Below are 19,876 nucleotides of genomic sequence, written 5' to 3'. Positions count from 1 at the left end.
CGCTATGCCGGGATCAGGGAGACGTGAACGCATCCGTCGTGCGGCGGGGCGGATCGATTCGCCCCACCGCACGGCCCGCCGACCACCGCCCCGCCCTCCCGCTCCCGTACGCGCATCGCCTCGCGCCTCGCAGTTCGCAGTTCGCAGTTCGCAGTTGGCGGTGCGACCAGCCCTTCCGGTCAGTCGTCGTCCTGACCCCGGTCGTCGTCACCGTCGCCGTCGCCGTGGTTCCCGGTGGTGCGGGCGAAGACCTGGTAGTCGGTGGTCGCCGGGCCATTGGTGCCGGCGAGCAGGTTTCCGCCGGTCGAGCCGAACACCACCGTGTAGCCGTTGGCGTCCACGACCGGGTCGATCGAGGAACCGTTGCCGAGCGAACCGTCCGGCGCGGTGGCGATCCGCTCGGTGCGGCCGGTCGTCAGGTCCTGGCGGTAGACGTCCCAGCCCTGGCGCTGCGGGCCCGCCACCAGGTTGTCGGCGGCGGAGGCGAAGTAGACCCAGCGGTTGTCGGCGGCGATCCGGCCGTGGTCGGAGGAGCCGACCGAGGTGGTCCCGGGCAGGCCGCCGCTGATCTTCGTCACGGTGCCCTTCCTGAGGCCCCGGACGTACAGCACGGTGTGGTACCGGTGGACCCGCCGGGCTCGGGCAGGGCGTAGATCGCGCGCCGCCCGTCGGGGCTGATCGTCGCGTCGAAGCTCGCGTAGCCGAGCTGGCCGCCGAGATCGAGGCTCGCGGCGGCGATGCGGCCGGAGTCCACGTCGTACGTGTAGTAGGCGCCGGTCGTCGGCCGGGCCAGGTCCGGCTGGACCAGGCTCGCCCGGGCGCTGCGGGGCATGGCCGCGGCGATTCCCGGGGCCGGCTCCACGTCGGCGGCGGCGCCCTCGGCGGCCGGGGCGGCGAGGGCGGGGGTCTGCTCGGCGGGCAGCAGGTTGCCGGCGAAGGAGGTGAAGCCGATGGTGCGGCCGTCCGCGCTGATCGTCGGATTGAGGGACATGCCGTCGCCTGGCTTGCCGTCGACGCCGCGCGTCACCAGCCGGGTCTTCCCGGTCCAGCGGTCGGTGACGTAGACGTTGTAGTCCCAGGTGTAGGGCCTGGCCAGCGACGGGTCGCCGCCCTGGGGGCCGGGGACGAGGTCGGTCCGGCTGGAGACGAAGGCCACGTATCGGCCGTTCGCGCTGACCGAGGGCGCGTACGAGGCGTGGAACCGGTCGGTGTCGGTGCTGGTGGGCCCACCGCTGACCAGCTCCGTGCGGCCGGTCCGCCGGTCGCGGATGTACACCTCGTCGCGCCCCTGGACCTGCACGCCGGGCACCACGTTCGCGGAGTCGCTGTCGAAGGCGACGTACCGGCCGTCGGCGTTGATCGCGACGTAGCCGGTGAAGCCGTCCAGCACGGCGCCGTCGTCGGACAGGTTGATCCGCTCGGTGCGGCCGGTCCGCAGGTCGCGGACATAGGCGTCGCGTCCGCTCTTCGCGGGCTGGGCCACCAGGTTCGTGGCCCACGAGGTGAACAGGGCGTAGCGGCCGTCGGCGCTGATCCCCCGACTCCATGACTGGTTGTCCGGCACGGCGCCGTTCAGCCCGACGCTGACCTGGACGGTGCCGCGCGGCGCCAGGTCGGCCTGGGCGGGTGCGGCGGTCGCGGCGAGGACGGCGGCGGTCGCGAGGATGCTGCCACCGACGGCCGGCCACCGGTTGCGGGTGGTACGGGTGCTGCGTGCCATGAGGTCCGTCCTTCCCCCCGTGATCGCCCGACCGGGCTCCCTCCCGGCGGCGGGCTTCAGGAGAGCCAAACCGTCGGGAGGCACGGCGGTCAACGGTCACGGATGACCTCGGCGGGAAATACGTCAACAGGTGTACACCGCGCGGGAGTTGGGCCCTCTGTCGAGCGTCCCGGCCTCGGGGGGCACAGGCGGAGCGGGAATACTTCCCGTGGCAGGCACGGTCGACACGCTGCCGGGGCAGGGTCGGCGCAGCGGACCGGGAGCGCGGAGCCGCTGGACAGCGGGCGCGGAGGGGGTCGGCGAGCCGGTCGCCGGGGGGTCAGGTCCGGCCAGGGCGGCCAGGCGCCGGGGCGCCTTGACAACCAAGGTAATTAGCCGCCATATTACCTACATGACGGGGGATGGGGTCGACGACGAGGTGCCCACGCTGGACCAGGCCAGGCGGCAGGTCGAGCACTACGACCTGGAGGCCGATCCGCAGGCGGTGCTCGTCGCGGTGCGGCTGATCTCGGCGGGTGCGCGGGTCGGCCGGGCGGCCGAGGCGCACTTCGCCAGGTTCGGCCTGTCGACGGGGCGCTACCGCCTGCTCGCCGACCTCGAAGCCCACGACGGAGAGAAGTCCCCTTCGCGCCTTGCGGCAGACCTCGACGTATCCCGGGCCACGATCACCGGCCTGCTGGACGGCCTTGAGCGCGAGGGACTGATCGCCCGGCGCCCGTCCGCGGAGGACGGGCGGGGCACGGTGGCGGTTCTGACGGCGCGCGGTGCGCAGCGCCTTCGCGACATGGCACCCGAGCACTTCGGGCGACTGGAGGCGATGGTGGGCGGGCTCAGCGTCGAGGAGCGCGCGGTGTTCCTCGATCTGCTCGCGCGCGTGGTGCGCGGCAGTGCGGCCCTGGCTGCCGACTGACCCGGTTCTCGGCCCTTCCCGGCCCCGCCCTCCGGGCAGGGCCTTTTTCACGAACATATAGTTAGCCACCTAATTTCTTTGGCCGGCAGGTCCACCGGCCACCCGGCAGCAACCCTTCGCTTTCCTCACCCTGACGAGAAAGAGGCCCGCATGCCCGCAATGAAGGACAGAGCCGGCCGAAGCCGGGCGGCGTCCCGGCCGTTCACCCTGTGGCGTGAGGTACTGACCGCCTACGCCGCCCCCGCCCTGATGGCCGGCACCGCCGGGGTCGTCACCGGCCAGCGGGACCTGGCGGTTGCGGCGTGCACCTCCATCGCCGGCACCTCCGCCGTGGTGGCGTTCCTGGTCGGCGCCTGGCTGGTGCACGGCGGGAAGCCGCGGCGGTGGACCACCGCCGTACCGCGCGTCGCCCTGACCGCCGTACTCGTGGTCACCGCCGCCGGCGCAGCGGCTCTGCTGGGGTGGCTCGCCGCCCGATGGCTGCCCGCCCACACCCCGGCCCCGGCCGGCCCCTGGCTGGAACGCCTGCGCATCGACCTGCCCGTCTCCGCAGCCCTCGCCACCACCATCGTCACCCTGCGCTGGCGCAGCATCATCACCACTGCATCCCGGCCATAGCCCACCGCGGCACCGGACCTGCCCGACTGCCCGTCCGACTGCCCGCCTGCCCGCCTGCCCGACTGCCCGCCCCGCGAGCCCGGGCCCGGCCGGGCCCACCCCGGCGGCACCCGCCGCCGGGAACCCACCAGGAAACCCACCAGGAAGTGAGAACACCGATGATCGTTGTCATGGGAGCGACCGGAACCACCGGGAACGCCCTTCTCCACAGCCTCCTCGCACTCGGCGAACCCGTTCGTGCGCTGACCCGTACCCCGCAGCGGCCGCTGCCCGGTCTTACCGGCGCACACCGTCCGCCTGTCGAGGTCCGGTACGCCGACGCCGCCGACCCCCACTCGCTGCGCGCCGCCTTCGAGGGCGCGAGCGGGCTCTTCCTCGCCATGGCCAACAGCCCCGCCCAGGTCGAACTCGAAACCCGTGTCATCGACATCGCCGCCCACTCCGGCATCGGGCACATCGTCAAGATCTCCGCGCCCGCAGCCGAACCCGACTCCCCCGTCGCCATATCCCGCGGACACCGCGCCGTCGAGGACCACCTGCGCGCCTCGGGGCTCACCCACACCGTCCTGCGCCCCTACGCGTTCATGCAGAACCTCCTGCGGCCGGCGCCCACCCTCGCCCAGGGCGTCATCCTCGGCACGATGGGCGACGCGCCCTGCAACTACGTCGACTGCCGCGACATCGGCGACGTCGCCGCCGCCGCGCTCACCAGGCCCGACATCGCCGGCAACACGTACACCCTCACCGGCCCGGAAGCCGTGTCCCACCCCGAACTCGCCTCCCGGCTGTCCGCCCTGACCGGCAGGGAGATCCGCTACGTCAACCTCAGCCCGAACGAACTGCGCGACAGCCTCGTCCACCACGCCCACATGCCGACCTGGCTCGCCGACCACGTGACGGAGATCCAGCAACTCGCCGTCGCCCGGCCCGAGACCCCCACCACCACCGTCACCGACATCCTCGGCCGCCCGCCCCGCAGCCTGGACGCCTTCCTGCGCGAACACGGCGACCACTTCCGCCGACAGGGCCGATGACCGACCCGGCAACACGACCGCCTCAGCGGCACGCGCTCGGGCTCGACCGACCGGTCTCCTGGAGAGCCCGGCCATCTCAAGCCCCTCGGTCGTAGCCTGGCGATCAGGCCGGGGCAGAGTGCCGGGGTGCCGGCGCGCACCGGCACGGCCCGCCGGTCGGCCCGCATCCCTGCGGGCCGACCGGCCCCTCGGCCGCGACCGTGCGGCACCCTGTGCCGACCGGCGCCGGCGTAAGATCGTCGCCACGACTCAGGGCGTCCGCACCCTCCAACTCCTGCAGCAGCGGGTCCGGGAGGCCGAGGACGGGCTCCTCGCGGCGCTCGACGACAACGAGTGCCGGGCGTTCCGGGGCCGGCTCGGGCGCATCGCCCGCGCCGGCCCCGGAACATCGAACCGGTCGCCGACTCCTGCGATGTGGCCACCGACTCCTGCGGTGTGACGACCGATCCCTGAGACCGGCCGCACGGCGGCCGCCGGCGTGTTCCGCGGCCGAGCCGGACGCGGGCCCGGCCGGTCCATGGGATGTCGTCGGCGTCAGGGTGCTGACCGCTCGGGCCGAAGCCCCTGAAGAAGCAGTCCGACCAATCGGCGGGGGTCGTAGCGCGGGTCGCTGTCGCGTCCGATGCAGAGGTTGCCGATGCCGCGCATCAGTTCGTAGGCCTGGGTGCCCGGGCCGATCTCGCCGGCGTCGACCGCGGCGTCGAGCAGCTGAGCGCAGACGGGTACCAGGCGGTCGAGGAAGTAGGTGTGCAGCGCCAGGAACCCGCTGCTGTCCGATTGCATCGCGTTGGCGAGTCCGTGCTTCGTGACCAGGAAGTCGACGAAGAGGCCGGCCCACTGCCGCAGTGCCGCGAGGGGGGAGTCCGAGCCGGCCAGCAGCGTCGGGCCGGCTTCGGCGCAGGCCTCGACCTGGTGGCGGTAGACGGCGACGACGAGGTCCGCCCGGGTCGGGAAGTGCCGGTAGATCGTCCCAAGACCGACGCCCGCCCTGGCCGCGATCTCACGGATCGGGGCGTCGACGCCGGAGGTGACGAAGACCTCGGCAGCGGCGGCAAGCAACGTCTGCTGGTTGCGCAGCGCGTCGGCCCGCCTGCTTCGGGCGGGCACCTCACCGGACGGGCTGGAACTGGGCACCACGCTCTCCTCCCATGACAGTTGACGAAGCGGAACATTGTTCCGTACGTTAAGCGGAACAACGTTCCGACTCTACCGCAGGTGAAGCCGGACACTCCCGCCCGCCTCGACCGCCGCCGGCCCGATGGGACCGGCAGCAGAGGCCGTTGAAGGGACACATGCATCATGAGCGAGTCTTCCCACACCGCCGACATCCTCGGCCCGCCCACACCGGTCCTGTCGGTCAGTCCGGTCGTGCTGCCGGCTCCCGGCCGGGCCGTCGATCTGCAGGTGCGGGTCTCCGTGCCGGTGACCGGGAGCGACCTACCGGTCGTCCTCCTCTCGCACGGTCAGGGCCACTCGAACAACCTCTCCTCGCTGAACGGCTACGCGCCCCTCGTCAACTTCTGGGCGGCGCACGGCTTCGCCGTCATCCAGCCCACCCATCTGAGCTCCAGCACGCTGAGTCTGGATCCCGGGACCCCGGGGGCTCCGATGTACTGGCGCTCGCGGGCCGAGGACCTGCGGCACATCCTCGACCGGCTCGACGCGATCGAGGCCGCCGTCCCGCAGCTCCTCGGGCGCCTGGACCACAGCAGGGTCGCCGTGGCCGGGCACTCCATGGGCGGACACACCGCGAGCCTGCTGCTGGGCGCGCGGCTCACCGACCCGCACGACGGAACGGTGGCGGACCTGGCCGAGCCCCGGATCAAGGCGGGTGTCCTGCTCGCCGCGCCCGGCAGGGGCGGCGACGCGCTCACCACGTTCGTGGCCGAGAACTACCCCTTCCTCTCGACCACGGACTTCTCCGGGATGACGACGCCCACCCTCGTGGTCGCCGGCGACAAGGACGCCTCCGGCCACCTGACGGTCCGTGGCCCGGAATGGCACACCGATCCGTACGTCCTCTCCCCCGGCCCCAAGTCCCTGCTCACCCTCTTCGACGCGGAGCACGGGCTCGGCGGGGTCTCCGGATACGACGTCGCCGAGACCACGGACGAGAACCCGGAGCGGGTCGCAGTGGTCCAGCGGCTCACCTGGGCCTACCTCCGCACCGCATTCCACCCCGGGGATCCCGCGTGGCAGACGGCGCGTGACGCGCTCACGGCCGGCCCCGACCCGCTCGGGCGGGTCGACTCCAAGTAGGAGGCCGCAAGGACAGGACGTTGTTCACCGGCGGGGCGGGAACGGTCGTGCGAAGTCCTTCAGCACGTTGAGATGACGAGCGGATGTTCGGCCCCGGTCGCCGAAGTCTGTCCACCCGCCGGGCAGGAAGGTCCTGATCCCCCCGCCGAGAGCCCGGCGCGCTGGCGCGCCCGGCGGATAATGGCCGGGGCCGCGGGCCGGCTGGGCCGGCGGCACCGATCGATGGAGAGGCAGAGAACGGATGACCCTGGAAGAAGGCCGGCGCGTCAGGTTGGCCGAGGAGCTCGGGATCGGTGACGCGGTCACCGGGGAGCCCGGGGCCGTCGTCGGGTTCCTCTCGCTGGGAGCCGGGATCGAGGGCACCGTCGAGCGGGTGGACGGGGAACTCCCGGAAAGCGAGGAGGTCCGCGAGTACCAGCGGCTCAAAGCGCTCTTCGAGGACTACGGGCACACCATGCCGGAGGCGAGCCGGAAGCGGCTGGAGGCGGAGATCGCCGCGCTGGAGCCGGAGTGGGCCGCGTACCGGGAGCAGGGGAGGCGGGTGACGGTCCGGGTCCGGCTGGACAACGGCTTCGTCCTCGACGGGGCGCACCAGGACATCCTCACCCCACTGTGAAGGAGGAGTCGCGACGCCCCTGCCGCCTGGACGACGAGCTCGACGAGCCCTGGAACCGTCTCGATCAGACTCACCCACCGAACGATCCGGACGCCACCAGGCCGACGTCACCACCGTTCCCGGGCACCGGAGCCACGCGCCTGACCCCGGCCGCCAGGCACCTCGCGCCGCCGCGGTGCCGCCATGCCGGAGCAGTGGCGAGACGCGTGGGCGTCCGGGAGGCCGGCCTACGGCGCCGCCGCAGTCACCGGCGTGCCAGCACGTCCTGGGCCTTCTTCAACTGCGCCGCCCGACTGCCGAGGACCTCGTCAAGGGCCTTCTTGTTCTTCTGTATCAGCTCATGTTGAAGGCCTGGTCATCCAGCCCGACGGACGGATCCTCGTCGGCGGCAGCGCCGCCGCCACCGAGTTCCTCGTCGACAGCAGCTTCCTGGTCGGCCGTTACCTGGAGAACGGCACACCCGACCCCGGGTTCGGCACCGACGGCTTCACCCTCACCCCGACCGGCACCGCCGGCGGCGACAACGAGATCTACGACATCGCCCTGGCCGGTCACGACGGGCTGATCGCCGCCGGCGAGTGCGACCGCACCACCACCGGCCGCGACGTCTGCCTGGCCCGCTACCGACTCGACTGACACCACCCCGGACTGCCGAAACAGCCGGCGGTCGAGGGCTCCCGGCCCCGGCGCGAGGGGTGTCCCGGGCCGACGCGAAAACCGACGGAATCGGGGACCTCGGAGCCGCCGGGAACGGTCTCGTACGCGGCTTCGCCGGGCCCGCGGCCGCGATCCGCGGCAGTTCGCGGCCCCGGGGCCGACTGCCTGCGGACGGGCGCTCACACGGCCGTCAACGCCCTCGGCAAACCTGTCCTGACCTGGCGTTTTCCCGGGATTCGCCTAAGCTGGGGGGCTCTGCCGGGCACCTTCGGAGGGGACATCGTGAGCAAGGAAGTCACCGGGTACGACGCCAGCCGGATCCAGGTGTTGGAGGGGAGGGAAGCGGTTCGGAAGCGGCCCGGGATGTACATCGGCTCCACCAGTGAACGTGGCCTGCAGAACCTGGTGTTCGAGGTCGCCGGCCGGGCGGTGAACGACGTCCTGGCAGGCCGCGCCGGGCGCGTCGACACCACCCTCACACCCGGCGGCGGTGTGCGCGTCAGCGACGACGGACCGGGCATCCCCGTCGAGGACTCCGCGGACGCCGGGGGCTCCGGCGGCCCCGGCCTCGAAACCCTGCTGACCCGCATGCCCACCGGAATGGCACCCGGCGGCCGCCACGACGTGACGCTCGGCTACTACGGCATGGCCCCCTTCGTCGCCAACGTCCTGTCGAGCCGTCTGACGGCCGAGGTGCGCCGCGAAGGAGCGCGCTGGGTCCAGGAGTACGCGCGCGGTGTCGCGCTCACCCCGCTCGCGCAGGCAGGGCGGGCCACCGGAAGCGGGACCACCCTCGTCTTCTGGCCCGACCCCGACGTCTTCGGAACGGTGCAGTGCTCGTTCGACGGCCTGGCGGAGCGCTACCGGGAGCTCGCCTTCCTGAACCGGGGCCTGGACATCTCGCTGACCGACGAGCGCCGCCCGGCCCGGTCCCGCTCGGCGCGGTTCCGGTTCTCGGGCGGGGTGCGGGACTTCGTCGCCTTCCTCGACGAGCAGGCGGAGGGGCTCGTTCCCCCGGACGTCCTCGGCTTCGAGCGGGAGGAGCCGCGGATGGCCGGGACGATGGAGGTGGCCCTGCGGTGGTGCGGCTCCCGTCAGGAGCGGGTCCACAGCTTCGCCAACTGCCGGCCCACCCCCGCCGGCGGCACGCACACGATGGGCTTGCGCGACGGACTGGCGGCCGCGGTCAACGCCTACGCGCGGGAGCGGCGCCTGCTGACGCCGGCGGACCCCGATCTCAGCACCGACCGGATCGGCGAGGGCCTGACCGCGGTCGTGTCGGTGAAGCTGGACCATCCCGAGTTCGAGGGCGCCATGCGTGACCGGCTGGGCAACACCGCTGTGCGTGCCTGCGTCGGACAGGCCGTCCAAGAACACCTCGGCCAATGGCTGGAGCGGCACCCGGAGCAGGCCGCGGCCGTCATCGGCCGGATCACCCAGGGCACCCGCCGGGACTGACCGGCAACAGACCGCCCCGCCGGTTCCGGCAACGGAGCCGGCAGGGCTGTCTGCCCCATACGGGCCGGATCGGCCCCCTCGGCCCGGTCCTCAACGCCCTCGACGCCCTCGCACTCCTCGACGCCGGTCTTCGGCCGGCGACCGGTGTCTCATCCGCGCTCGCGGAGGTACGCCTCCAGCTCCGCGGCCCCGGTCAGCATCGCCCGCCCGCGGGCGGACAGCCGGCCGTGCCAGTCGGACAGCGCGGCCTCCAGCGGTTCCAGCCCGCCGGCCGCCCGCACCTGGGCGATCAGCGGGGCGATCTGCTCCAGCAGGTAGCCGCCCCGCCTCAGCTGGTGAACCAGCCGGGCGTCCCGTACGTCGGCCTCGTCGTAGACGCGGTAGCCGGTCTGCGGGTCGCGGCGCGGGCGCACCAGCCCGGCGCTCTCCCATTTGCGCAGCGTCGCGGGCCGGACGCCGAGCTTCCCAGCCAGCGGGCCGATGAACGTGCCTCCGGGGGAGGACACCGCGATGGGCCCGGACCCCGCGACCGGCCCGGGCCCCGCACCGGTCTCGGGCGCGGTGGTGGGTTTCAGGTCACGGAGGGCGCTCTCCACGGCCTGGAGGGTCCGCCGGTCGTCGAGGAGCTGGGCGTGACTCTCGTCGATGAGGCGCAACGCCCCGTCGACCGCGCCCTCGTTGACGGCCCGCATGATCGACGTCGCCGTCTGGTGGCCGTGGCCGGGCACCAGGGCGAGAAACGCACGCAGGGCTCCCGCGTGCAGCGAGGTGTAGGTGCGGTAGCCGTGGGGTGTGCGGTCGGCGGCCGGAAGGATGCCGGCCGCCTCGTAGTTCCTGACCGCCTGTGTGGACAGGCCGTGCCCGCGCGCCAGATCAACCGGCCTCAGTCGCCCCCCTGTTTGAAGGTTTCTCCCCATGAGAGCGACGATATCGCGGCAAAGCCTCAACCGAGGGTTCAACGATAGCGTTGAAGGCATGGCTACTGACATCAAGGACGTCGCCCATGCCGTCGACGCCGCCTCCGTCATGAGGCTGCTCCCGGCCCGGCCCCGGCTGCTCGCCCTGGGCGAGCCCACCCACGGCGAGGACGCGCTGCTCGACCTGCGCAACGAGCTCTTCCGGCAACTCGTCGAGCAGGAGGGCTACCGGACGATCGCGATCGAGAGCGACTGCATGATGGGCCTGGTCGTGGACGACCACGTCACGTCGGCCACGGGCAGCCTCGACGACGTCATGGCGCGCGGATTCAGCCACGAGTGGGGGGTTTCCGCGGCCAACCGCGAACTCGTGCGCTGGGCACGGGCGTACAACGAAGGCCGGCCCGCGTCCGAACGGCTCCGTTTCGCCGGCGTCGACGGCCCCCTGGAGATCACCGGCGCCGCGAGCCCCCGGCAGGCCCTCACCGCCCTCCACGGCTACCTCGCGGCCCGGGTGGACGCGAAGCTGCTCCCCTGCACCGCGACAACACTCGACCGCCTGCTCGGCGCCGACGACCGCTGGACCGATCCCGCCGCGATGACGGACCCGGCCCGGTCCGTGGGGCAGTCGGCCGAGGCCGGTCGACTGCGGCTGCTCGCCGACGATCTGGTGGCGCTGCTCGACACGCAGACGCCGCACCTGGTCACGGCGGACTCGCCGGACGCGTGGGACCGGGCCCGCCTGTACGGGCGCACCGCCACCGGTCTGCTGCGCTACCACCACTGGATGGCCGACACCTCACCGGCCCGCATGACCAGGCTGGTGGGCCTGCGGGACCAGATGATGGCCCACAACCTCCTCGCCCTCGCCGACCGGGGCCCGACACTCGTCCACGCCCACAACTCCCACCTCCAGCGGGAGAAGAGCTCGGTGCGGATGGGTGGGGTCCGTCTGGAGTGGTGGAGCGCCGGCGCGCTGGTGAACGCCCGGCTCGGCCAGGAGTACGCCTTCGTGGCCACGGCCCTGGGCACGATCCGCCACCGGGGAGTGGACACCCCGCCGCCGGACACCCTCGAAGGACTCCTGTACGCACTCCCGCAGGACCGCTGCGTCATCGACGCCCCGCGGCTGGCCGCCGCCCTCGGCGACACGCGGCCCGCGCCCCGCGTCTCCCCCTGGTTCGGCTACGCCCCGCTCGACCCGGCCCACCTCGCGAGCATTGACGGCATGGTGTTCGCCAAGGACATCGCCCAGAGCTAGCACCTCCAAGGGTCCGGCCCCGGCCGCGGACCGACGGGGGGACTGGCGTTGCAGCGCGGTGTGCAGGCGCGTGTCGAAGGGCATCATCGCGAATCCCGCGATCATGTATCCGGCCACCACCCACCACAGTGAGAACGGCGAGAGCAGCACGAGCGGCACGGTCGTGAAGAGCGCGTTGAACACCATCGCGCTCGTTCCGGGACGCTTCAGCCGGATCCGCCCGACGACGATCGTGCCGATGAGGCCGCTGAGACTGAACACCGCGATGACCAGGCCGTAGGTGGAGGGCCCCGAGAACCTATGCGCGTCTTCGGCGAGCCGAGGCCGATGGCCGGCCGGGTGCCGTTGGACGCCGCCCACCCGGTGTCAGCCGCCGGCACCGCGACGGCCGCCGTTGCCGCGGCCGGAGGGCCGTGCGCGGCCGGCTCAGCGGCGGCTTCCGCGCTGGATGTAGGCGGCGGCACCTACAACGGTCAGGCAGGCGGCCGTCGTGGTGGAGGTGACGGTGCGGGGTTCCTGGACCATCCAGGTCAGTACCTGTCCGTCGAGGGTGATCCGAGGCCCCAGCGCCAGCATGAGCAGGGCCCAGCCGATGGAGGGGACCCAGGCCGCGTGGGCCCCGAGCACCACCGCGGTGAGGGCGGTCAACGCGGTGAGTGCCAGGACGGCCTCCACGAGGTTGCCCCACGGAACGGCGCGCGCCGGTTGACCGGCGATCAGGTGGACGGCGGCGAGCAGACCGAGGAGGACCGCACCGAGCAGCGTCAGGTGGACGGCGCGGATCAGCCGCCAGGGGACGGGTGTGCCGCGTTCCAGTTCCTCGTCCGGGCCGGCGAGGGTGCGGGCGGTGGCGGCGACGCCCAGCACGACGGCGATCAGGCCGACCATGCGAGACGTCGTCGGGTCGTCCGTCAGGTACCCGGCCCAGGTGAGCCCGGCCGCGGCGAGATAGGCCAGTACGGTCGCCGGGATCCCCCGGCTGCGCAGGTGCAGCACGACGCCGCGAAGATCCCCGGTCATCGGCCCGCTCCCTGTCCCATGACGACGGCCAGCGCGTCCCCGCAGGTCAGTCCGGCCCTCCTGCCGTCCCCGATCCGCTGACGGCGCTCCTCGGCAGGCAGCGCGCGCAGCGTTTCGTACGCCGTGCGGGCCGCGGGGCTCAGCTTGTCGGTGGGGGTGTCGAGAAGCAGCGCGGTGATCGCACCGGAGGCGTCGCTCGCGCGGGTCCGTTCCCGGTCCCCGGCATAGCAGCCGATGTCGACCGTGGCGTTGTGGACCAGCAGGGTGAGGACCGTGGCCGGGTCCCACCGGATGCCGCCCTCCTGGGTCCGGTACGGGAGCTGGAGGCGGACCGTGTCGAGATCCGCGGCGGCCGCCGTCCTGCCGTCGTCGAGCATCCAGCTCACCGGGTCCTCCTGCACCCTCCTCGGGCCGCCCGGCACGTCGGCGAAGGCGTCGAGCACCTTCTGGGCGGGAGCCATGAGATCGGGCAGCGTGTTGCTGTGCACCTTGGTGACGCAGATCCGGCCGTCGTGCGGTGCACAGACCAGGGCGGTGGCCTGCGGGGCGGGGACGATCGCGCCCGATGGCGCCACCAGCGTCCCGAGGACCACGCCGGCCAAGGCCGGCGTCAGGGCCAGCAACCGGGCTCGCGTGGTGACCGCAACGGCCAGCAGCACGCCGGTGGCGCCGAGGGAGGCGAACCAGATGCCCTGGGCCGCGGACAACGAGGGCAGCAGCCGGTGGAAGTCGTCCGTCACCGGCAGCATCGGGAGCACGGTGTCCACCAGACGGTTGGCCGGCCGGCCGTCCCGTGCCTGGCTCACCGTCAGGATCAGGAACAGCAACACCGCGCCCAGCGGCGCCGCGACCGGCGCCGGCACCGCACGTCCGATGCCCAGCCCCAGCAGGGCGACGGCGGCGACGGCGACAAGTCCCACTGCAAGGCCAAGTGGCCACGCACCGTCGCTGAAGGTCGCGTGCCCGCTGACCACGACCGCCGCCCATCCGACCACCGCCGCCACGGCGAGCACCGCCGTGCCGACGATGACCAGGAAGGCGGGCAGCAACCGGACCGAGCGCGGCCGTGGCGTGGCGGCGAACAGCTCGGAGACCTCTCCGCGCTGCTCACGCCCGCCGTGCCAGATCGCGGCGGCCAGCACCACCGGCAGCCCGATCCAGGCGGTCCCCCGCATCGAGTAGACCAGAGGGGTCCAGCTGGCCGCCCATTGCTGGACGTCCATCCAGAGGAAGACCCGGGTCAGGGCGGCCAGCGCCAGGAACAACGCCAGGGCGACCGAGCGCTTCGCCTCCAGGCGCACCATTCGGAACATCGCAGTCTCCAGTAGTCGGGTGGATCAGGACATACAGGGGGGTCGGAAGGGGATCAGGCCGCGCCGCCTACCCCCGGGCGCCGACCTTGCCCTCGCGGTGCCGGCGCAGGAGGGCGGAATAGCCGCGCTCGAAGTCGCTGTCGCCCGGGTCGGCGTCGGTGCCCGCGACACGGAGGTGGTCGATGTGACCCGCGAAGACCGTGCTGCCCTCGTCCATCAGCACGACGCCGGCGCAGGCGGCGCCGACGTCCTCGACGAGGTGGGTGGAGACCAGGACGCAGGACTGGGCGCCGATGTCGCGCAGCAGGGCGCGGAACTCCATGCGCTGGGCGGGGTCCAGGCCCACGGTGGGCTCGTCGAGCAGCAGGATGTCGGGGTCGTTGACGATCGCCTGGGCGATGCCGGCCCGGCGCAGCATGCCGCCGGAGAGCGAGCCCATGCGGTCATCGGCCCGGCCGGTCAGGTCGACCCGGTCGATGGCGTGCTGCACCGCGTCGGCGGTCCTGCGGCGGGGCACCTCCTTGAGCCAGGCCATGTACTCGACGAACTCGCGTACCGTGAAGCGCCGGTAGTGCCCGAAGGCTTGCGGCAGGTAGCCCAGTCGGCGGCGGAGTTCGCGCAGTTCGCCACGGCTGCGACGGGCGCTGCCCAGGAGTTCCAGGTCGCCGCTGTGCGGGTGGAGAACGGTGGCGAGCGTGCGGATCAGGGTGGTCTTGCCCGCCCCGTTGGGACCGAGCAGTCCGTGCACACCGGTGCCCAGGTTCAGGTCGATCCCGTCGACCGCGGCGCGGCGGCCCCGCCGCACGGTCAGCCCGTGGGCCTGGATGTGATGGGCGTAACCGGTGGGGGCCAGCTCGCTCGCGGTACCGATTCCGGGCATGGCGTGTCTCCTCGCTGTGCGGGTGAAGGACGGTGTGAGTGAAGGACGGTGTGAGTGAAGGACGGTGCGGGTGACGGGCGGCGCGGCTTAAGGAGTGCGCGCTGGTCAGCTGCGCGCAGCACTCAGCGGCGCGCGGTTCAGCGGTGGCGCGCGCGGGCCTCGCGGGGGTGCAGATAGGCGGTGCGACAGAGGACGACGGCGACGCCCAGGACCGCGGTCGCGGCGGCCCATCCCGGGGCGGTGGACTCGTGCAGGTAGGACGGAACGGTTCCGCCCTCGACGGCGGGGACGACCACGAACAGGGCCCAGACGGCGCCCAGCGCGGTGGCGGCGCGCTGGATGCCCAGCACGCTCCCCAGCGCCAGGCTTGCGCAGGTCAGCGCGAGGGCCGGCAGGAGGACCAGCGCGGATGCGGTGCCGGTGAGCCAGCCGGCGGCTGCCAGCGCCGGGATCACGAGGGTCAGCACGGCAAGGGTGCGCCGCAGGACGAGGCCGAGCCCTGCCCTGGGGGTCGTGGCGATCAGTTCATGGACCGGGTCGGAGTGTGGGCCCCAGCTCACGGCCACCCCCAGCAGCGGCATCGCCGGGGCCAGCAGCTGGAGGGTCGGGGAGTTTCGCGCGACGGCCGATGACAGGACGAGGGCGCCGAGAACGACGAGGACGACAGCCGCGGCCCACGGTCCGAACGCCGGGGCCGCCCACCGGGCCAGTCCGCGCCGTACCCGTCGCCACCGTCGGCGGCGTACCGGCGCCAGCGTCGCCGACAGGCGCCCGTGCACCTGCTCCATCAGCGTGGTGTCGGCCGGGCAGTGGGCGAGGGAAACCTCCCTCAGTTCGGCCTGGCAGGTGGCGCACCGCTCCAGATGCGCCTCCAGGGTCCACAGCGCCCCGACGCTCGGACCGGCCTGGGGACCGGCGTCCAGCACGTAGCTCACCAGCAGTTCACGGGGGACGTGCAGAGTCATGACAGTGCCTTTCGCATGTCGAGGCGGGCACGGCGGGCGCGGGTCTTGACGGTGCCCTCGGGGATCCGCAGCAGCTCGGCGGTCTCACGGACCGTCAGTCCGTCGAGCACCATCGCGGTCAGGACCTGGTGCAGCTCGGGGGCCAGCCGGTCCAGCGCCGCGCCCAGGTCGCCCCCGATGGCGGCATCCAGCACAACGTGCTCGGCCGAGGGCGCCAGGCCCGGGGCGACGGACGCCGGCGGGAGGGTGCCGTGCCGGCCGCGCACCCGGAAGGCGTCCACCAGCCGACGGGCGGCGATCGTCCACAGCCAGCCGCCGGCCTCCTCACCGCGCATGCTGTCGGCGAAGGACCCTGCGGCCCGCCACACCGCCATGTACGTCTCCTGCAGGACCTCGGCGACGATCTCGTCGTCCGCGCAGCGCCGACGCAGCCGCGCCGTCAGCCACGGGGCGCTGCGCCGGTACAACTCGTCGAAGGCCGCGGTGTCTCCCCGGGAGATCCGCCGGACCAGCTGCGCCTCGGTCAACGAGGCCGGTGAACGTTTCACATCCTGGTCTGACGGGGCATTCAGGCTCCGGGTTTTCCCCGGCGGCGTGATCCACATCACACTCACTGCTGGATGGCCGACACCTCACCGGCCCGCACGGCCAGGCTAGGGGTCTGCGGGGCAGACAGCGGCGGGATCGTGTTCGCCGAGCAACAGTCAAGACCTGTGCATGAGGTGAGGTGGCGGTCCCGCGATCCCCGGCGCGCTGGATGCGTGTCCCGGCCAGCGCAGTCGCGCTCCGGTGACAGTCTGGGGCGCCCAACGAGGTTGGTCCTATGCTGACGGTCGTGCAGGTACTGGGTATGAGCAGTGAGGACGAGATGGTCGCCTGCTTCTTGAACGGCGAGCTGTCCAGCCGGAGGTTCGGGCCGAACCTCCGGTCCCACCTGGCGGCAGCCGGGCAGGCCGAGCAGTTGCTGACGCATCCGGACCTCTCCGACGCTGGAGCGAACTTCGCACGTCGGGCTCTCCTCGCTGCGACGCGCGGGTACGGCGAGAACCGCGACCTGTTCGAGAACTTCCCCGCTCAAGTCGCGTGGACCAGGGCACTCCTGTCCTCGGACGAGGCGGCCGGCGTGCGCTACCTCGACTATTCCTACTGGGTCGAACTGTCGGGTGGCAGCCGCCGGTCGACCGACGCGGCCGCACGCATCAGGGCAGGGCTACGGGCGTTCGACGTGCCCAACGAACCGTTCGTCGACTCGGCCCGCGCGTTCATCAGAGGCGAGCGGTTTCCTCCGCTTATCCTCGTCGGCGAGAGGCGGGACAACCTGGTCTGCCTTGAGGGTCACCTGCGCCTGACCGCCTACGCCCTCGTTGGCTTCCCGACCGACGTCGAGTGCCTGATCGGCACCGCGTCGGCCATGGGACGCTGGGCGAAGTAGTCCAAGCGCGCCAAGCTCTCGGGTGGCTCCCTCCCCGGATCAAGCGGCCTGCTCCTCGCGCTCGACCAGGGTGCCGTTCTCGAGCCGTGCCCCTGCTCGGACCAGCCGCACGAGGTGGGCACCGGTGATCGCGCGCCAGCGGGCCTGGGCGGACTCGACGAGCTTGAACACCATCGCCAGCGCGGCGGCGGGGCTGCCGGCCCCGCGGGTGACCTTTGTGCGGAGCTTGACCGTGGAGAACGTCGACTCGATCGGATTCGTGGTCCGCAGGTGGATCCAGTGCTCGGCCGGGAAGTCGTAGAACGCCAGCAGTTCTTCGGCGTCGTCCGCGATCTTGGCGACGGCCTTGGGCCACTTCGCCCCGCAGGTCTTCGCGAACGCCTCGATCGCCTTCTCGGCATGGGCGCGGTCTTCGGCGTTGTAGATCTCCTGTATCGCCTTCGGCGCGCCTGACTGTGCGGACTTCGGAAGACAGTTCATGACATTACGGGCCTTGTGGACCCAGCACCTCTGGTGCCGGGCGGCCGGGAACACCTCGGCCAGGGCCCGCCACAGGCCCATCGCGCCGTCGCCGATGACCAGCTCCGGATCACGCATGCCACGGCGGCGGCAGTCGCGCAGCAGGTCCGCCCACGACTCGGTCGACTCCCGCACCCCCTCGGCCAGCGCGATCAGGAGGCATTGTCAAATCCTGTGGACTGACCAGACGGCCCAATGACCGGTGATCAAGCAAGCGGCTTGCGGTAACGGACGTACTCGTTCTGCCGCCGGAACCCCACACTCTCGTAAAGGTCGTAGGACCGGTGCGGGTTTGCCGTGCCCGTGAACAGCCGGGCGGTCGTTGCACCCTGCTCGCGAAGGCTCCGCAGCCCGTCCAGCAGTAGGACCCGGCCGATTCCGAGGCGTCGCTGGTCCGTCCGGACACTCAGCTCTTCCACCTCGCCCACGGTGTGGTCGTGACGGCGGATGGAGCAGAGGGCGACGCCGACCATGTCCTGCCCGTTCCAGGCAGCCCTCCAGCATGCCGGGTCGGCGGTGTCGACGAAGTCCTGGAAAGGCCATCTCCGAGCGAAGCCTGTGTCCGCGTACGAATCGACGACCGTCCTCCAGGCTGCACGGTAGTGGCTCGTCCCGATCGGCCCTGTCCGTATCCCGGCCGGCAGTTCGCTGCCCGGCTCGGGCACCTGCTGCAGATCGCCCAGCTCCAGCTCGACCAGGCTGAAGACACGTCGGTAGCCGGCTGCGCGGAGAAGCGCCGTGGCATCCTGCTCGGAGGTCATGGCGTTCGCGCCGATCACTGCCGTCCGCGCCGTTCCATGCTGTTCGACGAGCTGGCGGATCCGCTCTTCTGCCCAGCTCAGCATGGCTGAGCCGATGCCCTGGCCGCGATGTTCGGGCAAGAGGTAGCCGCGGTGCAGGTACAGCCACGTATCGTCCCGCTCCTGCCACCAGCGGATCGTCGAGTAGCCGACGATGCTCCCGTCGAGCACCACCAGGATCTGGTTCTTGGACGGCTCCTCCAACTTGGCAGAAGCTTCGGCGATCTCGGCCGCTGTCGGGAGCCCTTCCACCACCGAATGGGCATCGACCCGGTCCCGTTCAACACATCCCAGCCGCACCGCGGCCATGGCGCCGTGGTCTTCGTCGCCGCGATACGGCCGGAACCCGAAGCCGACCGGAAGGTTCTGTCCTGCCGTGCCATCCAACATGACCGGATGTTCTCGAACTTCGAGGCAGGTCCGCCACCCTATTCACTCCGCGGTCGTCTGCGGCCGTTCAACGAGCTGGCCGCGTTCGAAGCGGGCCCCGGCGCGGACGAGGGCAACGAGGTGGGGTGCATTCACGGCTCGCCAGCGAGCCTGGGCCGACTCGACGAGCTTGAAGACCATCGCCAGGGCGGCGGCCCGGGATCCGGCGCCCTTGGTGACCTTGGTCCGCAGACGGACGGTCGCGAAGGTCGACTCGATGGGGTTGGTTGTCCACAGGTGGATCCAGTGCTCGGCGGGGAAGTCGTAGAACGCCAACAGCTCATCCTCGTCATCGACGATCTTCTTGACGGCCCTGGGGAACTTCGCGCCGTACTGCTGGGCGAATGTCTTGACCGCGGCGGCCGCGTGCTCCTTGTCCTCGGCGTTGTAGATGTCCTGGATGGCCTTCTTCGCCGCGGGCTGAGCTGACTTCGGGAGCTGTCGAGGCAGTTGGCCGTTTTGTGAACCCAGCACCTTTGGCGGCGGGTTTCGGGGAAGACCTCGTTCAGCGCTTTCCAGAATCCCAGGGCGCCGTCGCGGGAGATGGGACCGACACGACCGAGGACGTTCTCTCCCGCGATGCGGACCCCAGCGGCATCTCGGATTCCACTGCCGCATTTCCTCGCAGCGATGGAGGCGCTCGGCGCCCCCGGCGGAATCGTCGAGGTTCCCCGGGCAGGTACAGAATCGACGGGGCGCCGCTCAAGGCGAGCACCCCCGTGCACTTCCGAGGGGCGGGAGGCATGGTGCGCCCGACCGTCGCGCGTGACGGCGACAGTCTGAACACGGCTGCGCTGACGCTGGCGCTCTTCTTCATCGACGCGTCCGGGCACTCCGGCGAGGACATCACCCTCCAGGGGCCACGACTTCTCCACCACGAGGAAAACGGAAGCGTGAGCGCCGCCTCGCGCGGATACGCCGATCTCGTCGGGGCACAGTTCAGGCGGATCGGTGACTCGCTCACTGTGCAGTGAGAGGGACAGGGGCCGGGCAGCGTCGGCACGACGCCACGCGCGAAGGGCGGGGCCCGCCACCGCGGCAGCGGGCGCCGGGCAGGGCGCGGAGGTC

21 protein-coding genes and 2 pseudogenes are annotated in these 19,876 nt (G+C 72.0%); 11 read left to right on the top strand and 12 right to left on the bottom strand.

From position 1 onward, the window contains the following. Positions 1–179: 179 nt before the first annotated feature. Together OG286_RS39310 and OG286_RS39305 are read right to left on the bottom strand one after the other, a co-directional pair. Positions 180–578 (bottom strand): hypothetical protein, encoded by a 399-nt coding sequence (locus tag OG286_RS39310; RefSeq protein ID WP_331742309.1) that lies wholly within the window; start codon positions 576–578, stop codon positions 180–182. Further along, positions 575–1,720 (bottom strand): hypothetical protein, encoded by a 1,146-nt coding sequence (locus OG286_RS39305; RefSeq protein ID WP_331742306.1) that lies wholly within the window; start codon positions 1,718–1,720, stop codon positions 575–577. The genes OG286_RS39310 and OG286_RS39305 overlap by 4 nt, the downstream gene beginning before the upstream one ends. A gap of 391 nt (positions 1,721–2,111) precedes the next feature. On the opposite strand from OG286_RS39305, the gene OG286_RS39300 reads away from it, so the two are divergent. From OG286_RS39300 to OG286_RS39290, 3 genes are all read left to right on the top strand, one after another. After that, complete coding sequence (locus tag OG286_RS39300; RefSeq protein WP_331742303.1) at positions 2,112–2,630, top strand: MarR family transcriptional regulator; 519 nt, start codon at positions 2,112–2,114, stop codon at positions 2,628–2,630. A 150-nt stretch (positions 2,631–2,780) separates the two neighbouring features. Next, a complete protein-coding gene (locus tag OG286_RS39295) occupies positions 2,781–3,248 on the top strand; it encodes a hypothetical protein (RefSeq protein ID WP_331742300.1) in 468 nt (155 codons plus the stop codon). A 158-nt stretch (positions 3,249–3,406) separates the two neighbouring features. Beyond that, entirely contained in the window at positions 3,407–4,282 is an 876-nt protein-coding gene (locus OG286_RS39290) for an SDR family oxidoreductase (protein WP_331742297.1), read from the top strand. Positions 4,283–4,816: 534 nt separating this feature from the next. Here OG286_RS39290 and OG286_RS39285 read toward each other — a convergent pair. Further along, complete coding sequence (locus OG286_RS39285) at positions 4,817–5,416, bottom strand: TetR/AcrR family transcriptional regulator (protein WP_331742676.1); 600 nt, start codon at positions 5,414–5,416, stop codon at positions 4,817–4,819. A gap of 165 nt (positions 5,417–5,581) precedes the next feature. Here OG286_RS39285 and OG286_RS39280 point away from each other — a divergent pair, with 165 nt between their 5' ends. From OG286_RS39280 to OG286_RS39265, 4 genes are all read left to right on the top strand, one after another. Continuing rightward, entirely contained in the window at positions 5,582–6,541 is a 960-nt protein-coding gene (locus OG286_RS39280; protein WP_331742294.1) for a chlorophyllase, read from the top strand. A gap of 241 nt (positions 6,542–6,782) precedes the next feature. Further along, positions 6,783–7,157: a hypothetical protein gene (locus OG286_RS39275; RefSeq protein ID WP_331742291.1), complete on the top strand. Its 375-nt coding sequence runs from the start codon at positions 6,783–6,785 to the stop codon at positions 7,155–7,157. A 252-nt stretch (positions 7,158–7,409) separates the two neighbouring features. Next, on the top strand, positions 7,410–7,793 hold the full coding sequence (locus tag OG286_RS39270) for a delta-60 repeat domain-containing protein (RefSeq protein WP_331742288.1): 384 nt from the start codon (positions 7,410–7,412) through the stop codon (positions 7,791–7,793). A gap of 303 nt (positions 7,794–8,096) precedes the next feature. Further along, positions 8,097–9,272 (top strand): DNA gyrase subunit B, encoded by a 1,176-nt coding sequence (locus OG286_RS39265; protein ID WP_331742285.1) that lies wholly within the window; start codon positions 8,097–8,099, stop codon positions 9,270–9,272. 149 nt (positions 9,273–9,421) lie between these two features. Here the strand turns inward: OG286_RS39265 and OG286_RS39260 are convergent, their stop codons facing one another. After that, positions 9,422–10,189 (bottom strand): TioE family transcriptional regulator, encoded by a 768-nt coding sequence (locus tag OG286_RS39260; RefSeq protein WP_331742282.1) that lies wholly within the window; start codon positions 10,187–10,189, stop codon positions 9,422–9,424. Positions 10,190–10,247: 58 nt separating this feature from the next. Between OG286_RS39260 and OG286_RS39255 the strand changes: the two genes are divergently transcribed. Both OG286_RS39255 and OG286_RS39250 read left to right on the top strand, forming a co-directional pair. Beyond that, positions 10,248–11,450, top strand: coding sequence for an erythromycin esterase family protein (locus tag OG286_RS39255; RefSeq protein ID WP_331742279.1), 1,203 nt, complete (start codon positions 10,248–10,250; stop codon positions 11,448–11,450). A 70-nt stretch (positions 11,451–11,520) separates the two neighbouring features. Next, a complete protein-coding gene (locus tag OG286_RS39250; protein ID WP_331742276.1) occupies positions 11,521–11,730 on the top strand; it encodes a hypothetical protein in 210 nt (69 codons plus the stop codon). A gap of 146 nt (positions 11,731–11,876) precedes the next feature. On the opposite strand, the gene OG286_RS39245 is transcribed toward OG286_RS39250, so the two are convergent. The 5 genes from OG286_RS39245 to OG286_RS39225 all read right to left on the bottom strand — a co-directional run bounded on the left by OG286_RS39245 (position 11,877) and on the right by OG286_RS39225 (position 16,233). Continuing rightward, positions 11,877–12,470, bottom strand: coding sequence for a hypothetical protein (locus tag OG286_RS39245; RefSeq protein WP_331742273.1), 594 nt, complete (start codon positions 12,468–12,470; stop codon positions 11,877–11,879). After that, positions 12,467–13,783, bottom strand: coding sequence for a hypothetical protein (locus OG286_RS39240; RefSeq protein WP_331742271.1), 1,317 nt, complete (start codon positions 13,781–13,783; stop codon positions 12,467–12,469). The genes OG286_RS39245 and OG286_RS39240 overlap by 4 nt, the downstream gene beginning before the upstream one ends. 67 nt (positions 13,784–13,850) lie before the next feature. Continuing rightward, positions 13,851–14,663 carry an ATP-binding cassette domain-containing protein gene (locus tag OG286_RS39235; protein ID WP_331742269.1) on the bottom strand — a complete coding sequence of 271 codons (813 nt, stop codon included), beginning with the start codon at positions 14,661–14,663 and terminating at the stop codon, positions 13,851–13,853. A 137-nt stretch (positions 14,664–14,800) separates the two neighbouring features. Next, positions 14,801–15,628 (bottom strand): zf-HC2 domain-containing protein, encoded by an 828-nt coding sequence (locus tag OG286_RS39230; protein ID WP_331742266.1) that lies wholly within the window; start codon positions 15,626–15,628, stop codon positions 14,801–14,803. Continuing rightward, positions 15,625–16,233: an RNA polymerase sigma factor gene (locus tag OG286_RS39225; protein WP_396322156.1), complete on the bottom strand. Its 609-nt coding sequence runs from the start codon at positions 16,231–16,233 to the stop codon at positions 15,625–15,627. The genes OG286_RS39230 and OG286_RS39225 overlap by 4 nt, the downstream gene beginning before the upstream one ends. A 218-nt stretch (positions 16,234–16,451) precedes the next feature. Here OG286_RS39225 and OG286_RS39220 point away from each other — a divergent pair, with 218 nt between their 5' ends. After that, the gene (locus OG286_RS39220; RefSeq protein ID WP_405358665.1) at positions 16,452–17,060 is read left to right on the top strand and encodes a hypothetical protein; all 609 of its coding nucleotides are present in this window, start codon (positions 16,452–16,454) and stop codon (positions 17,058–17,060) included. Positions 17,061–17,099: 39 nt separating this feature from the next. Here OG286_RS39220 and OG286_RS39215 read toward each other — a convergent pair. The 3 genes and pseudogenes from OG286_RS39215 to OG286_RS39205 form a co-directional block, all read right to left on the bottom strand. Continuing rightward, positions 17,100–17,735 (bottom strand): annotated as a pseudogene (locus OG286_RS39215) (IS256 family transposase); the annotation flags it as partial. Between the two features lie 50 nt (positions 17,736–17,785). Next, the gene (locus OG286_RS39210; RefSeq protein WP_331742259.1) at positions 17,786–18,769 is read right to left on the bottom strand and encodes a GNAT family N-acetyltransferase; all 984 of its coding nucleotides are present in this window, start codon (positions 18,767–18,769) and stop codon (positions 17,786–17,788) included. A gap of 42 nt (positions 18,770–18,811) precedes the next feature. Further along, positions 18,812–19,344: pseudogene (locus OG286_RS39205) on the bottom strand (transposase); the annotation flags it as partial. 207 nt (positions 19,345–19,551) lie between these two features. On the opposite strand from OG286_RS39205, the gene OG286_RS39200 reads away from it, so the two are divergent. Then, complete coding sequence (locus tag OG286_RS39200; RefSeq protein WP_331742257.1) at positions 19,552–19,782, top strand: hypothetical protein; 231 nt, start codon at positions 19,552–19,554, stop codon at positions 19,780–19,782. The last annotated feature ends 94 nt before the right edge of the window (positions 19,783–19,876 follow it).

It is taken from the genome of Kitasatospora sp. NBC_00039 (assembly GCF_045160625.1).
Lineage (GTDB): Bacteria > Actinomycetota > Actinomycetes > Streptomycetales > Streptomycetaceae > Kitasatospora.
Note: the sequence above shows the minus strand (reverse complement) of the source record. Positions and strands in the feature narration are given on the sequence as shown.

Bases quoted from the DNA above. Each gene is read 5' to 3' on its own strand.
- OG286_RS39305 (WP_331742306.1), bottom strand. From the start codon at position 1,720: ATGGCACGCAGCACCCGTACCACCCGCAACCGGTGGCCGGCCGTCGGT.
- OG286_RS39300 (WP_331742303.1), top strand. From the start codon at position 2,112: ATGACGGGGGATGGGGTCGACGACGAGGTGCCCACGCTGGACCAGGCC.
- OG286_RS39295 (WP_331742300.1), top strand. From the start codon at position 2,781: ATGCCCGCAATGAAGGACAGAGCCGGCCGAAGCCGGGCGGCGTCCCGG.
- OG286_RS39290 (WP_331742297.1), top strand. From the start codon at position 3,407: ATGATCGTTGTCATGGGAGCGACCGGAACCACCGGGAACGCCCTTCTC.
- OG286_RS39280 (WP_331742294.1), top strand. From the start codon at position 5,582: ATGAGCGAGTCTTCCCACACCGCCGACATCCTCGGCCCGCCCACACCG.
- OG286_RS39275 (WP_331742291.1), top strand. From the start codon at position 6,783: ATGACCCTGGAAGAAGGCCGGCGCGTCAGGTTGGCCGAGGAGCTCGGG.
- OG286_RS39260 (WP_331742282.1), bottom strand. From the start codon at position 10,189: ATGGGGAGAAACCTTCAAACAGGGGGGCGACTGAGGCCGGTTGATCTG.
- OG286_RS39255 (WP_331742279.1), top strand. From the start codon at position 10,248: ATGGCTACTGACATCAAGGACGTCGCCCATGCCGTCGACGCCGCCTCC.
- OG286_RS39245 (WP_331742273.1), bottom strand. From the start codon at position 12,470: ATGACCGGGGATCTTCGCGGCGTCGTGCTGCACCTGCGCAGCCGGGGG.
- OG286_RS39240 (WP_331742271.1), bottom strand. From the start codon at position 13,783: ATGTTCCGAATGGTGCGCCTGGAGGCGAAGCGCTCGGTCGCCCTGGCG.
- OG286_RS39235 (WP_331742269.1), bottom strand. From the start codon at position 14,663: ATGCCCGGAATCGGTACCGCGAGCGAGCTGGCCCCCACCGGTTACGCC.
- OG286_RS39230 (WP_331742266.1), bottom strand. From the start codon at position 15,628: ATGACTCTGCACGTCCCCCGTGAACTGCTGGTGAGCTACGTGCTGGAC.
- OG286_RS39225 (WP_396322156.1), bottom strand. From the start codon at position 16,233: ATGTGGATCACGCCGCCGGGGAAAACCCGGAGCCTGAATGCCCCGTCA.
- OG286_RS39220 (WP_405358665.1), top strand. From the start codon at position 16,452: ATGCTGACGGTCGTGCAGGTACTGGGTATGAGCAGTGAGGACGAGATG.
- OG286_RS39210 (WP_331742259.1), bottom strand. From the start codon at position 18,769: ATGTTGGATGGCACGGCAGGACAGAACCTTCCGGTCGGCTTCGGGTTC.
- OG286_RS39200 (WP_331742257.1), top strand. From the start codon at position 19,552: ATGGTGCGCCCGACCGTCGCGCGTGACGGCGACAGTCTGAACACGGCT.